This is a genomic window from Rhizobium sp. 01L419 (assembly GCF_056400025.1).
Genome location: NZ_JBFTSM010000009.1, coordinates 231,030 through 244,235, shown reverse-complemented (window position 1 = coordinate 244,235; position 13,206 = coordinate 231,030). Strand labels below are relative to the sequence as shown.

At 60.0% G+C, this 13,206-nt stretch carries 14 protein-coding genes; 10 read left to right on the top strand and 4 right to left on the bottom strand.

What is annotated here, in order from left to right; translation table 11 throughout:
• Positions 1-80: 80 nt before the first annotated feature.
• Together AC1DUP_RS19530 and AC1DUP_RS19525 are read left to right on the top strand one after the other, a co-directional pair.
• The gene (locus tag AC1DUP_RS19530) at positions 81-752 is read left to right on the top strand and encodes an LON peptidase substrate-binding domain-containing protein (protein WP_113299587.1); all 672 of its coding nucleotides are present in this window, start codon (positions 81-83) and stop codon (positions 750-752) included.
• 7 nt (positions 753-759) lie between these two features.
• Positions 760-948 (top strand): Trm112 family protein, encoded by a 189-nt coding sequence (locus AC1DUP_RS19525; RefSeq protein ID WP_007814601.1) that lies wholly within the window; start codon positions 760-762, stop codon positions 946-948.
• A gap of 70 nt (positions 949-1,018) precedes the next feature.
• Here the strand turns inward: AC1DUP_RS19525 and AC1DUP_RS19520 are convergent, their stop codons facing one another.
• Positions 1,019-2,233, bottom strand: a complete 1,215-nt coding sequence (locus AC1DUP_RS19520; protein ID WP_477833875.1) for a ubiquinone biosynthesis hydroxylase — start codon at positions 2,231-2,233, stop codon at positions 1,019-1,021.
• A gap of 85 nt (positions 2,234-2,318) precedes the next feature.
• Here AC1DUP_RS19520 and tesB point away from each other — a divergent pair, with 85 nt between their 5' ends.
• From tesB to AC1DUP_RS19490, 6 genes are all read left to right on the top strand, one after another.
• On the top strand, positions 2,319-3,203 hold the full coding sequence (tesB, locus tag AC1DUP_RS19515) for an acyl-CoA thioesterase II (RefSeq protein ID WP_477833873.1): 885 nt from the start codon (positions 2,319-2,321) through the stop codon (positions 3,201-3,203).
• Positions 3,204-3,416: 213 nt separating this feature from the next.
• A complete protein-coding gene (locus AC1DUP_RS19510) occupies positions 3,417-3,767 on the top strand; it encodes a P-II family nitrogen regulator (RefSeq protein ID WP_007814595.1) in 351 nt (116 codons plus the stop codon).
• A gap of 30 nt (positions 3,768-3,797) precedes the next feature.
• Complete coding sequence (locus tag AC1DUP_RS19505; protein ID WP_477833871.1) at positions 3,798-5,228, top strand: ammonium transporter; 1,431 nt, start codon at positions 3,798-3,800, stop codon at positions 5,226-5,228.
• Positions 5,229-5,465: 237 nt separating this feature from the next.
• Positions 5,466-8,135, top strand: a complete 2,670-nt coding sequence (locus tag AC1DUP_RS19500; protein ID WP_113308688.1) for a DNA translocase FtsK — start codon at positions 5,466-5,468, stop codon at positions 8,133-8,135.
• A gap of 135 nt (positions 8,136-8,270) precedes the next feature.
• Positions 8,271-8,945 carry an outer membrane lipoprotein carrier protein LolA gene (locus AC1DUP_RS19495; protein ID WP_113299592.1) on the top strand — a complete coding sequence of 225 codons (675 nt, stop codon included), beginning with the start codon at positions 8,271-8,273 and terminating at the stop codon, positions 8,943-8,945.
• Positions 8,946-9,112: 167 nt separating this feature from the next.
• Complete coding sequence (locus AC1DUP_RS19490; protein WP_477833868.1) at positions 9,113-9,916, top strand: exodeoxyribonuclease III; 804 nt, start codon at positions 9,113-9,115, stop codon at positions 9,914-9,916.
• 6 nt (positions 9,917-9,922) lie between these two features.
• Here the strand turns inward: AC1DUP_RS19490 and AC1DUP_RS19485 are convergent, their stop codons facing one another.
• Positions 9,923-10,378 (bottom strand): cyclic nucleotide-binding domain-containing protein, encoded by a 456-nt coding sequence (locus AC1DUP_RS19485; RefSeq protein ID WP_113299594.1) that lies wholly within the window; start codon positions 10,376-10,378, stop codon positions 9,923-9,925.
• 1 nt (position 10,379) lies between these two features.
• Positions 10,380-11,063 (bottom strand): response regulator transcription factor, encoded by a 684-nt coding sequence (locus AC1DUP_RS19480; protein ID WP_112564470.1) that lies wholly within the window; start codon positions 11,061-11,063, stop codon positions 10,380-10,382.
• Positions 11,064-11,202: 139 nt separating this feature from the next.
• Between AC1DUP_RS19480 and AC1DUP_RS19475 the strand changes: the two genes are divergently transcribed.
• Together AC1DUP_RS19475 and AC1DUP_RS19470 are read left to right on the top strand one after the other, a co-directional pair.
• Positions 11,203-11,751: a L,D-transpeptidase family protein gene (locus AC1DUP_RS19475; protein ID WP_477833865.1), complete on the top strand. Its 549-nt coding sequence runs from the start codon at positions 11,203-11,205 to the stop codon at positions 11,749-11,751.
• Between the two features lie 159 nt (positions 11,752-11,910).
• Complete coding sequence (locus tag AC1DUP_RS19470) at positions 11,911-12,741, top strand: aldo/keto reductase (protein WP_477833863.1); 831 nt, start codon at positions 11,911-11,913, stop codon at positions 12,739-12,741.
• 56 nt (positions 12,742-12,797) lie between these two features.
• Here AC1DUP_RS19470 and AC1DUP_RS19465 read toward each other — a convergent pair whose 3' ends face one another.
• Positions 12,798-13,139, bottom strand: a complete 342-nt coding sequence (locus AC1DUP_RS19465; RefSeq protein ID WP_162805071.1) for a cell surface protein — start codon at positions 13,137-13,139, stop codon at positions 12,798-12,800.
• Positions 13,140-13,206: the final 67 nt, after the last annotated feature.

Here is a 13,206-nt window from a genome sequence, read left to right as displayed (position 1 = left end):
TTTTCAGACAAGGGCACCACATTTCTCGTCAGGGCGGACGCGTTAGACGCGCCCGTCGCAAGAGTGCGGGACCAGTCTTCATGCAAGTGGGCAATGCCAGATACCTGAAGCCCGGCGATCTACCGGACGAAATTGCTGTTTTCCCCCTGACAGGTGCGCTTCTCCTGCCTGCCGGGCAGTTGCCTCTCAATATCTTCGAACCGCGTTATCTTGCGATGTTCGATGCTGCGCTCACCGGAAACCGTCTGATTGGCATGGTGCAGCCGGCGCACGGCGAACATGAGGACAAGGCGCATGCGCCGGAACTTGCAGCTGTCGGCTGCCTTGGCCGGATCACCTCCTATGCCGAAACCGGTGATGGGCGTTATATCGTCTCGCTGACAGGCGTGTGCCGTTTCCGGCTGCTGGGGGAGCGATCGCACGGCCAGCCGTTCCGCACTTTCCGTATCGCGCCGTTCATATCAGACCTTTCGGCCGAAAACGAGGAGGATGCCGTCGACCGCAATGCGCTGCTGACGGCCTTCAAGGCCTATCTCGACGCCAACAAGCTGGAGGCGGACTGGGAGAGCGTGGAGCGCGCCAGCAACCTTACCCTCGTCAATTCGCTCGCCATGATGTCGCCCTTCGGCCCGGCCGAAAAGCAGGCGCTCCTTGAGGCGCCCGACCTGAAGACCAGGGCGGAAACCCTGATCGCCATTACCGAAATCGTGCTCGCTCGCGTTTTCGGCGATTCCGACACCGTGTTGCAGTAGAGGCGCCGTGGACGAAAAGCTGAGCCGGGTCGATCCCAAACTTCTCGAACTTCTCGTCTGCCCGCTCACCAAAGGGCGGCTTTCCTATGACCGCGAGCATAATGAGCTGGTTTCGGAAAAGGCGCGGCTTGCCTATCCGATCAGGGACGGCATTCCGATCATGCTGGTTTCGGAAGCGCGCACGCTCGAGGACTGATTTCTAGAGAATTTCTTTGTTTTTATGCAATTCCAAAACCGCTGCACCCTTTGCTGGAATTGCTCTCATTTCAAATCGTTTCGCCTGAGAGCAGTCGCGGATTGTCCTTGGCTGTCGTTCCCGCAGCCTGGCCGATGAAGAAGGACTTCAGACCGGGCAGGCGATCGACGATGCCGAGGCCGAAGTCGCGGGCGATGCGGATCGGCGCCATATCGTTGGAAAAGAGCCGGTTCAGCACATCGGTCGTGACGCCCATGCGGAAGGTGTCGAAACGGCGCCAGCTCTGGTAGCGCTCGAGAATGTTGATGGCGCCGATATCCAGGCCGAGGCGATCAGCTTCCACGATGGTTTCGGCAAGTGCCGCCACATCCTTGAAACCGAGATTGAGACCCTGGCCGGAAATCGGATGGATGCCGTGTGCGGCATCGCCGGCAAGCGCGAAGCGCGGTGCGACGAAGGAGCGTGCGAGTGTCAGGCCAAGCGGAAAGGCGCGCTTGTCGCCGACGACCTTGAGAGTGCCGAGCTTGTGGCCGAAGCGGCGCTCCAGTTCCTCCTCGAAAACCAGATCGTCGGCGGCAACGAGCCTGTTGGCATCGTTCGTCCGCTCGGTCCAGACCAGCGATGACCGATTGTTGCGTAGCGGCAGGATGGCGAAGGGGCCGGAGGGCAGGAAGTGCTCTTCGGCGCAGCCATTGTGCGGGCGCTCATGCTCGACGGTTGTGACGATGCCGGACTGACCATAATCCCAGGTGACGGTCTTGATGCCGGCAAAGTCGCGCAGCCTGGAGCGCACGCCGTCGCAGGCAACCAGCAGGCGCGATTGCAGCGTGCTGCCGTCGGACAGGCTGACCTCGATATTGGTATCACCGGTCGTCAGGCCCGTGGCGCTGAGGCCGTGGCGGATCTCGATGCCGAGTCGTTCGCAGACGCCGCGCAGCGCGCCGACCATGACGACATTGGGGATCATGTGGGCAAACGGCCGGCCCTCGGCCACTTCGCCGTCGAAGGTCAGGAAAATCGGACGGACGGGATCGGACATCTTGGAGTCGGTGACGATCATCTTGGTGATCGGCTGGGCCTCCGGCTCGATCTCGGCMCAGATGCCGAAGACCTCAAGCATCTTCGTTGCAGCGGCGATGATGGCGGAGGCGCGCATGTCTTTCTGCCAGACATGTTCGGGTGCGGCTTCGACGACGGCGACGTCAAGGTGAGGTGCAGCCTGCTTGACCGCCACTGCCACGGACAGGCCGACATAACCTCCGCCCACAACCAGCAAATCCAGCATCATCCGCTCCTGTTACTTTCTACGATCAGATGCGATCTATATAGATCATCACACTGCCACTTCCTACCGCCGGGAGCCGAACAAAATGACGGAGCAAACGGACAAACCCACCGCTATGGAAACGTTGATTTCGACGCTCGATATCGAGCCGATCGAGGTCGATATCTTCCGAGGCCGCAGCCCGCAGGTCGGCTGGCAGCGGGTGTTCGGCGGACAGGTGATCGCGCAGGCGCTGATGGCGGCTCACCGGACCGTCGATGATGAACGTTTCATTCACTCTCTGCATGCCTATTTCATGCGTCCTGGCGATCCCTCCGTGCCGATCATCTATCAGGTCGAGCGTATCCGCGACGGATCGAGCTTCAATACGCGCCGGGCCGTCGCGATCCAGCACGGCAAGGCGATCTTTGCGCTGTCGGCCTCGTTCCAGGTGGAAGAGGCGGGCTTCGATCACCAGATCCCCATGCCATCAGTGCCGATGCCGGAAACGCTGCTCGGCGAACAGCAGATCAAGGAACAGTATCTCGCCCATGCGCCGGCGGCAGTGCGCAAATATTGGGAGCGCGAAAGGCCGATTGAAATCAGGCCGATCTCGCTCAAGCATTATTTCACCCCCGAGAAGCTCGAGCCGCGTCAGGATGTCTGGGTTCGCGCCACTGGTCCCGTGCCGGACAGCCGGCTTTATCAGGCTGCCGTACTTGCCTATCTCTCAGACATGACGCTGCTCGATGCATCGCTGCATGCCCATGGAACGTCCATCTTCGATCAGAATTTACAGGTCGCAAGCCTTGACCACGCGATGTGGTTTCACAGGCCGGACAAGCTCGACGACTGGCTGCTCTACACGCAGGACAGTCCATCGGCCTCAGGCGCCCGAGGATTGACCCGTGGCAGCCTGTTTACGCGATCCGGTGTCCTGATCGCCTCGGTGGCGCAGGAGGGCCTGATTCGGAAAAAGGCAAATGAATAAATAGTAGGCATCTTTATAAATTTGCGCATTATTTGTGCGCTTATTGGCCCATCATCTGCCTGTTTATTGGCGTTCTCAATTATAATCTTTATATTTCAATAACTTATAGACTGTCACGAATCTGGCACGTCCTTTGAATGTCTATCGCCGGTCGCTGTTGAAGAAACAGTCAGCGGCAAGGAGAGTCGGCTCCGCGCCGAGGGATAACGAAGGATGGGAAACCAGATGAAAATTGTGATGGCCATTATCAAGCCGTTCAAGCTCGATGAGGTCCGCGAGGCCCTCACGGCGATCGGTATTCAGGGCCTGACCGTAACCGAAGTGAAGGGCTACGGTCGTCAGAAGGGACACACTGAAATCTATCGCGGTACTGAATATGCAGTCAGCTTCCTGCCGAAGCTCAAGATCGAAATCGCGGTCGCATCCGAAATCGTCGACAAGGCGGTAGAGGCCATCGCAGCATCTGCCAAGACCGGCCAGATCGGCGACGGCAAAATCTTCGTCTACTCGATCGACCATGCCGTGCGCATCCGTACGGGCGAAACCGATTCAGAAGCGCTGTAAAAAGAACGGCAGATCAAGGAGCTATTTCCCATGTCAATTTCGAAGTTTTCCTCTAACCTGACGCGACTTGGCGCGCTTTCCGCCGCTCTGCTGGCGCCGGTCGTTGCCTTCGCGCAGGAAGCCGCCCCGGCAGCTGCCGATGCTGCAGCCGCCGCTCCAGCCATGACGATGGATAAGGGCGACAACACCTGGATGCTCATTTCCACGGTGCTCGTTCTCCTGATGACCATCCCGGGCCTGGCGCTGTTCTACGGCGGCCTCGTCCGCGCCAAGAACATGCTGTCGGTTCTCATGCAGGTCTTCATGATCACGGCCGTCGTCATGATCATCTGGGTCACCTACGGCTATTCGCTCGCCTTCACGGATGGCGGCTCGCTGAACAGCTTCGTCGGCGGCTTCTCCAAGGCTTTCCTTGCCGGTGTGACGCCGTCTTCGCTCGTCGAGACCTTCTCCAAGGGCGTGGCCATTCCGGAACTCACCTACATCTGCTTCCAGATGACCTTCGCCTGCATCACGCCGGCCCTGATCGTCGGCGCCTTTGCCGAGCGTATCAAGTTCTCGGCCGTCATGCTCTTCGTCGTCCTTTGGGTCACCTTCGTCTACTTCCCGATGGCGCACATGGTCTGGTTCTGGGGCGGCCCGAGCGCCTATAGCGGCCCGTCCGGTCTCATCTTCTCCCTCGGCGCGATCGACTTCGCAGGCGGTACGGTCGTTCACATCAATGCCGGTGTCGCCGGCCTGATCGGCGCCATCATGCTCGGCAAGCGCACGGGCTATAAGAAGGAAATCATGGCTCCGCACTCCATGACCCTGACGATGGTCGGTGCCTCGCTTCTCTGGGTCGGCTGGTTCGGCTTCAACGCCGGCTCCAACCTCGAAGCCAACGGCTATGCATCGCTCGCAATGATCAACACCTTCGTCGCAACGGCTGCTGCCGCTGTTTCCTGGTGCATCGTTGAAAGCTTCACCCGCGGCAAGGCTTCCATGCTCGGTGCCGCTTCGGGTGCCGTTGCCGGTCTCGTTGGCGTTACCCCGGCTGCCGGTTTCGCCGGGCCGATGGGCTCGATCGTTCTCGGTCTCCTCGTCTCACCGGTCTGCTACTTCTTCGTCGACGTCGTGAAGAACAAGTTCAACTATGACGACTCGCTCGATGTCTTCGGCGTCCATTGCATTGGCGGTATCTTTGGCGCCATCGGCACCGGCATTCTCGTCAACCCGGCTCTCGGCGGCGCTGGTATCGTCGACTATTCGACGCCCGACTTCGCAGCCACTTATCTGGGCACGGGTGCACAGGTCTTCAATCAGCTCAAGGGCGTACTGATCACGATCGCCTGGTCGGGCATCGGCTCGGCGATCCTCTACAAGATCGTCGACGTCGTCATCGGCCTGCGCGTTCCGGTCGAAGCCGAGCGCGAAGGTCTCGACCTCGCAACGCACGGCGAAGCCGCTTACCACTCCTGATCACAGGGTTTGCGGCGCCCGGCACAAGGGCGCCGCTGAACAGCCCGTCGCGGCCTATCCAACAATAAGCCGCTCTTGGCCCGGACCTTCCAAGGTTCGGGCTTTTTTCTTTTTAGCGATCCGCCATATGCATGGTTAACATCGCTTTAACCCCGCTCTGATTAGGTGGAGCGGACGCATTTGGCGCGGCGAAGTATTGGCGATTCGCGTGCCCTCAGGCATTGGACGGGTTAGAACATGGCAAGAAGCACGTCGCCGGCAATGGATGGCCGTCCTGACCGGTTCTCCTTCTCGGCATTCATGCTGCGGCAGATCCAGGCTCTCATCGGCTTTGCGATCTTCCTGCTCTTAGCGCTCGCGGTTGCAGCACTTGCGACCTGGAACGTCACCGATCCCAGCTATTCCTACGCTACCGGCAACCTGCCGACCAATGTGCTCGGTTCTAGTGGTGCTGCCTTTGCCGACGTCGCCATGCAATTCCTGGGGTTGGCAAGCGTCGTTGGGATGCTGCCGATCGTTGCCTGGGCGCTGGCGCTGATTTCCGGCCGCCGCATCAGCCGCATTCCGGCGCGCGCCGGAGCCTGGCTTGCCGGCACAGTGTTTTCCTCCGCCGTCATCGGCTGTTTCCCGCCTCCGCTCACCTGGCCGATCCCGAACGGCATCGGCGGCGTTATCGGCGACATGATCCTGCGTTTTCCTGCACTCTTCGTCGGCGCTTATCCGACAGGTGTCTTCGCCACCGCCGTCGGCTGTATCTTCGCCGTTCCGACCGCGTGGATGATGCTCTTTGCTGCCGGCATCGTCGGTCGCACCGAGCTCGATGAGGAGGACGAAGAAGAGGAGTATGTCGATACCCGCAGCAAGGTGCGTGTCGTCGGCGATGAGGACGAGGACGATGACGGATCCCGCTGGATGGCCTTTAGCGGCGCCATGACGCATGCCTGGTACATGAACCAGGCGCGTTTCCGAAGGCTTTTCGGTATGGGACCGCGTAAGCGCCGCCAGAGCGATTTCGAATCGCCCTATGATTTCAACGACGACGAATTCGGTACGCTGAACGAGCCGGTGCGCGCCAAGCCCGCAGCGCGGGGCGAACGGATGGATCCCTCCATGGACCCGCGCGCCGCATCTGGCCGCCGGGTCGTCTCGGCTCCCTCCGTCTCTCTCAACGACGATGACGATGAGGACGACGATCCGCCGTTCGACACCGATATGCCGCCGCGTCCGGCCGATATCCTGCCGGACGACGACGATGATTGGACGATTCGCGCGCCGGCAAAGTCGGCCGGTAAACCCGAACCGCGCGTTATTCCCGCCTCGGCCCGTCCGAAGCCCGGCGCCCGCGTCGAACGCGAGGCGCAGGGTTCGTTCATCCGGCCAGAAGGTTTTCAGCTTCCGTCCATGCATCTGCTCGCGGAACCCAAGAATGTGGTGCGCGATTCCACGCTCTCGGCCGATGCCTTGGAGCAGAATGCCCGCATGCTGGAAGGCGTGCTGGAGGATTTTGGCGTCAAGGGCGAGATCATCCACGTCCGGCCGGGCCCGGTTGTCACCCTCTACGAGTTGGAGCCGGCTCCCGGCATCAAGTCGTCCCGTGTCATCGGCCTTGCCGACGATATCGCCCGCTCGATGAGCGCGATCGCCGCTCGTGTCGCCGTCGTGCCGGGCCGTAACGCAATCGGTATCGAACTGCCGAACCAAACGCGCGAAACCGTTTATCTGCGCGAGCTGATCGGGTCACGCGACTTCGAAGGCTCCAAGGCGAAGCTCGCAATGGCGCTCGGCAAGACGATCGGCGGCGAAGCCGTCATCGCCGATCTCGCGAAGATGCCGCATCTGCTGGTGGCCGGTACCACCGGTTCCGGTAAATCCGTTGCCATCAATACTATGATCTTGTCTCTGCTCTACCGCATGACGCCGGAGCAATGCCGACTGATCATGATCGACCCGAAGATGCTGGAACTCTCCGTCTATGACGGCATTCCGCACTTGCTCTCGCCTGTCGTGACCGATCCGAAGAAGGCTGTCGTGGCGCTCAAGTGGACCGTCCGCGAGATGGAAGAGCGCTACAAGAAGATGTCGAAGATCGGCGTGCGCAACATCGATGGCTTCAACACGCGCGTCGAGCAGGCGCTTGCCAAGGGCGACACGATCTCGCGCACCGTGCAGACCGGCTTCGACCGGCAGACGGGCGAAGCGGTCTACGAGACAGAGGAATTCGACCTGCAGCCGATGCCCTATATCGTCGTCATCATCGACGAAATGGCCGACCTGATGATGGTCGCCGGCAAGGATATCGAAGGCGCCGTGCAGCGCCTTGCGCAGATGGCGCGCGCCGCAGGTATCCACGTCATCATGGCAACGCAGCGTCCGTCGGTCGATGTCATCACGGGCACGATCAAGGCAAACTTCCCGACCCGTATCTCCTTCCAGGTGACCTCGAAGATCGACAGCCGTACGATCCTTGGCGAGCAGGGTGCAGAACAGCTGCTCGGCATGGGCGACATGCTCTATATGGCAGGTGGCGGCCGCATCCAGCGCGTCCACGGCCCGTTCGTGTCAGACGTCGAGGTCGAAGAAATCGTCTCCTACCTGAAGACGCAGGGTTCGCCGCAATATCTCGATGCCATCACTGCCGATGACGACGAGGATGGCGAGTATGGCGGCGGTCCAGCCGGCACGGCAAATCTTGCCGATTCAGAAGATCCCTACGATCAGGCGGTCGCCATCGTCCTGCGGGACGGCAAGGCATCCACTTCCTATGTCCAGCGCAGGCTGGGCATCGGCTACAACCGCGCTGCCTCGCTTGTTGAACGCATGGAGCAGGAGGGCATCATCGGCCCTGCCAACCATGCCGGCAAACGCGAGATCCTCGTGCCGACCGACGGAGATATCCTCGACCGCTGACGACGGAAAATTTGACGGCGCAACCCATCCGGTGGAAACCCTGGGGCACGTAATTCGTTACCTTTCACCGGGCAATCGCGGCGCCTTGAAGACGCCGCCTTTCGGCGGCATTCAGATTGCATACAGGAGGTTCAAATGACCAACTCCGCATCCATCTTTTCCGGCCTGCCGGTAACCCGCCGCGAGGTCCTTGGCGTCTTTGCCGCTGCCGCCGTTGCAAGCGCCGTTCCGTTTCCCGCTTTCGCCCAGGCGGCAGCCCCTGCCGCCAACAGCGTCACGGCACAGGCCATTGCCGATCATTTCTCCGCTGTCGCCACCATGCAGGGCGAATTCGTGCAATTTGGCCCGCGCGGCGAACAGACGGGCGGCAAGTTCTTTATCCAGCGCCCGGGCAAGCTGCGTTTCAACTATGACGATCCGTCGCCCATGCGCGTCATCGCCGACGGGAGAAACGTTGCCATCGGCAATGTGAAACTGAAGACCTGGGATCTTTATCCGCTCTCCAAGACGCCACTCAGCCTGCTGCTTGCTCCCCATATCGATCTCTCCGCCGGCATGGTGAAGGGCGTAAAGGAAGAGTCGGATCTGACGACGATTTCGCTCGGCAACAATACGGTGTTCGGCAACTCGACCATCACCATGATGTTTGACCCGAAAACCTATGACCTGCGTCAATGGACGATCACAGACAATCAGGGCAAGGATACGTCCGTGATGATCTTCAACGTCAAGACCGGTATGGCCTTCGAGGATCGCGTCTTCCGCGTGCCCTATGAGGATATCAAGGGCACTTCGGCAAACCGCGACTAAAGCGCTGTGCGTCCATTCTCCATTCGGACGCACAGAGCGCTCTACCTCTTCTAAGCCTGATGCTGTGACGCTTTTCAGTTGATCGCCGGCCGGTTTTGTCTGCGACCGGTTTTCTCGCTACTGCCTTTGCTCTAAAGCCTTTTCAGAGGGATCTGAAAGGGCATGGCATGAGCTTCTCAATCACCACCTGGAATATCAATTCGGTGCGCCTTCGCATGCCGATCGTCGAGCAGCTCGTGCTGAAGCACAGGCCCGATATCCTCTGCCTGCAGGAAACCAAGGTTACGAACGATCTCTTCCCGCTCGCGCCGCTGCGCGCCATGGGCTACGAGCACATCATCATCCACGGCCAGAAGGGCTATCATGGCGTTGCCATTGCCTCCCGTGTGCCGCTGACTGAGGATCACCGGCAGGATTACTGCAATGTCGGCGATGCGCGCCATATTTCGGCGGTCTTCGAGCGCGGCAACCGGCGTATCCGCCTGCACAATTTTTATGTTCCTGCTGGCGGCGACGAGCCGGATCGTACGATCAATCCGAAATTCGGCCATAAGCTCGATTTCATAGAGGAGATGAAGAACCTCAAGGCGAGCGCCGAGCCGAACACGTCAGCCATTCTCGTCGGTGATCTCAATATTGCACCGCTGGAACACGATGTCTGGTCTCACAAACAGCTTTTGAAGATCGTCAGCCACACGCCCGTCGAAACCGATGGGCTGCTCGAGGTGATGAAGCGTGGCGGCTGGCACGATCTCATGCGCCAGCATGTGCCTGCCAACGAGAAGCTTTACACGTGGTGGAGCTACCGCGCGAAGGATTGGGAAGCCGCCGACAAAGGCCGACGTCTCGACCATATCTGGTCCTCGCCAGATCTAGGTCCGCATCTGCAGTGCATCGAGGTGCTGAAGGAAGCGCGCGGCTGGGATCGGCCGTCCGACCATGTGCCGGTGACTGTGCATCTCAATCTCTAAGAAAGCTCAGCTGAAGCGGCTAAACTGGCTTGCGGCCTGAGCAGCAAGATCGGCGATGCTGTCGCGGATACGGTTTTCCATAATGCGCGCCGCCGACGGATATTCCTCGATCAGACGATGGAACAGCGCCCGGGTGATGCGGATGATGCCGGTATCCTCGCGTGCGATTGCCGTGAACTTGCGCTCCACCAGCGTGATCAGCGCCAGTTCCGAGATCAGCGCTCCGGGGCCGGCGATGGCTTCGGTCCGGCCCATGCCGTCGGAGCCTGTCACGCTGAGTTCCAGGCTGCCACTGGTGATCACATAGGCGCTTTCGGCGGGCGAGCCCTGACGAAACAGCATCTGCCCGGCAGCGATCACGCGTCGGTCGGCGCCGAAGGCGATCAGCCGCAGCTGGTCGTCGTTCATGTCCTTGAAGAGCGGAAGCTGCGAAAGCAGATGAATATCGTCGGAAAGAGACATTCTACGGGATGATCTTGTAGCCGCCGTTCTCCGTCACGAGGATCTCGGCGTTGGACGGATCACGCTCGATCTTCTGGCGCAGGCGGTAGACGTGGGTTTCCAGCGTATGGGTCGTGACGCCGGAATTGTAACCCCAGACTTCTTCCAGCAGTACGTCGCGGGTGACGACCTTCTGTTCGGCTCGGTAGAGATAGCGGATGATCGCCGCTTCCTTCTCCGTGAGCCTGATCTTTTGGCCGTTGTCGGTCGTCAGCAGCTTCTGGCTCGGCTTGAAGAGATAGGGGCCGACCGTGAAGGTGGCGTCCTCGCTCTGCTCGTGCTGGCGAAGCTGCACACGGATGCGGGCAAGCAACACGGCGAAACGGAAGGGCTTGGTGACGTAGTCGTTGGCGCCGGCCTCAAGGCCGAGGATCGTGTCGGAATCCGTGTCGTGGCCGGTCAGCATGATGATCGGCGCCTTGAAGCCGCCCTTGCGTAGCAGTTTCACCGCCTCGCGGCCGTCCATATCAGGCAGACCGACGTCCATGATCAGCAGATCGACCGGGTTGGAGCGGGCGGCCTGGACCCCCTTGCCCGCGGTCGCTTCCTGCAAAACCGTGAATTCCTCATACAACGACAATTGCTCCGTCAGCGTCTGGCGAAGGTCGTCGTCGTCATCCACCAGAAGAATGGTGCGTGCGGTCATGCGGGTGCGTCCTTGCGTTCTGTCAGATACTCCTACGCCAAATTCCGCATTTGGCAAGGATTGCTGGTCTGCGGTTGCCGCTCGGGGCCTGATATGATTTCAATCGAAGCCCAAGGCAATTCAACAACATGCGAGAAAGATGGAAAAAACAAGGCGAGAGCGAAGCGACAGGCCCTCAACGCTCGTTGTGCGGGCGGCACCGGGCAAAACAAGCAGGGCCATCGTCCGTTTTGGCCCACTTGTATTGCCAGCCGCGATCGGCCTTAGCGGCCGCACCGTGACAAAACGGGAAGGCGACGGAGCAACGCCGATCGGCAGCATGCGGCTTCTCTACGGCTTCCGGCGCGGCGAGCGAAACGGTCATCTTGCCTCGGCGCTGCCCATCAAGCGCATCCGCACCGGCATGCTGTGGTGCGATCAGCCGGACAATGCGAACTACAACCGGCCGGTTAAGGCACCGTTCAAGTCAAGCCACGAGGAGATGAAGCGGAAGGACGGACTCTATGATATCTGCCTGGTGCTCGACTGGAACGTAACGTCACGGGCGCGCAACCGCGGCTCGGCGATTTTCTTCCATCTCATCCGGCCGGGATATGAGCCGACCGCCGGCTGTGTTGCGATCAGTGCTCGCGACATGCGCCGCATCCTGCCCTACCTCAGAAAGGGAACGATCCTTCGCGTTGTCTGATTGTATTGCGGTCTCTCTGTCCTATATGGATTTTCGACCGGACGCGCAGGCTGCAATGCGTCCAGGGAAACCCGCCGCGCGGGTTCAAATCATGCCCTTATCCAATTCGTGCCCATCGAATTCAGTCTTGGCCAATCTTCAAACTTACGGAGATATATTGTGACCACTCAGCCCATCATCACTTTCCATGACGGACATTCCATTCCCCAGGTCGGTCTCGGCGTCTGGCAGACCCCGCAGGATATCGCGGCTCCGACCGTGCGCACCGCACTTGCCGCCGGTTATCGCCATATCGACACCGCTTCCGGCTATGACAATGAAGAGGGCGTCGGGGAAGGCATCCGGTCGGCAGGTGTCGACCGCAAGGATATCTTCCTTACCACGAAGCTGCGCAATACCGACCAGGGTTATGACAATGCGCTGCGTGCCTTCGAGGTCAGCCTGAAAAAGCTCGGCAGCGAGTATATCGATCTCTATCTCATCCACTGGCCATCGCCGCATCGCGGGCTCTACCGCGAAACCTGGAAGGCTTTCGTGCGCCTGAGGGAGGAAGGCCGCGTGCGCTCCATCGGCGTATCGAACTTCTATCCTGACCATCTCGATCACATCATCGGCGATACCGGCGTGGTTCCCGTCATCAACCAGATCGAGCTGCATCCCGACTTCCAGCAGAAGGCGGCGCAGGAAGCGCACAAGAAGCTCAATATTGCTACCGAATCCTGGAGCCCGCTCGGTCAGGGTCGCTTCATCTCCAATCCGGCCATCGGTCAGATCGCGGCCAAACATGGCAAGACGCCCGCTCAAGTCATCATCCGCTGGCACATCAATACCGGCCTCGTCGTCATCCCGAAATCGGTGACGCCGTCGCGCATCGAGGAGAACTTCAAGGTATTCGATTTCAAGCTCGACGGTGACGACATGGCTGCTATCGCCAAGCTTGACAATGCAGGCGCCCGCATGGGGCCGGACCCCTACACCGCGACCTTCTAAACGCTGTAAAACAAAGCTGCGGCTGTCACGTCGACAGCCGCCGTCTCGAACGCAGTCTAATAATTGCAATATTGCGAGCCGTTGGTCGGTGTGAATCCGTAGCTGCAGGTGTTCCGCAAGCGAGGCTGCGACTGGATCGAACCGGTGTAATCCCTATTTCCGCGGAATGCCTGAGGTGGATACCAGTATCCATCCGATGCCCGCCGATATCCCGTACGCTGCGTTTTATAGCCGGGATAGCCGTTCATGTATCTTTGCCCTGCCTGCGCGAGATGCACGATGCCGGCAATAGCGGGCGGTTCTGCGTAGAGTGGAGCAGCGATGCCAGGACCAACCGGCGCCATTGAGGCAAAGGCGGCGAGGGCAATCGGCAGGACTGCCAATAATCTCTTTCCCATTGATCAATCTCCCCAGCGATATCAACTCAAACGCTCATCCCGGGAGCGCAGATTCAATCACACACAC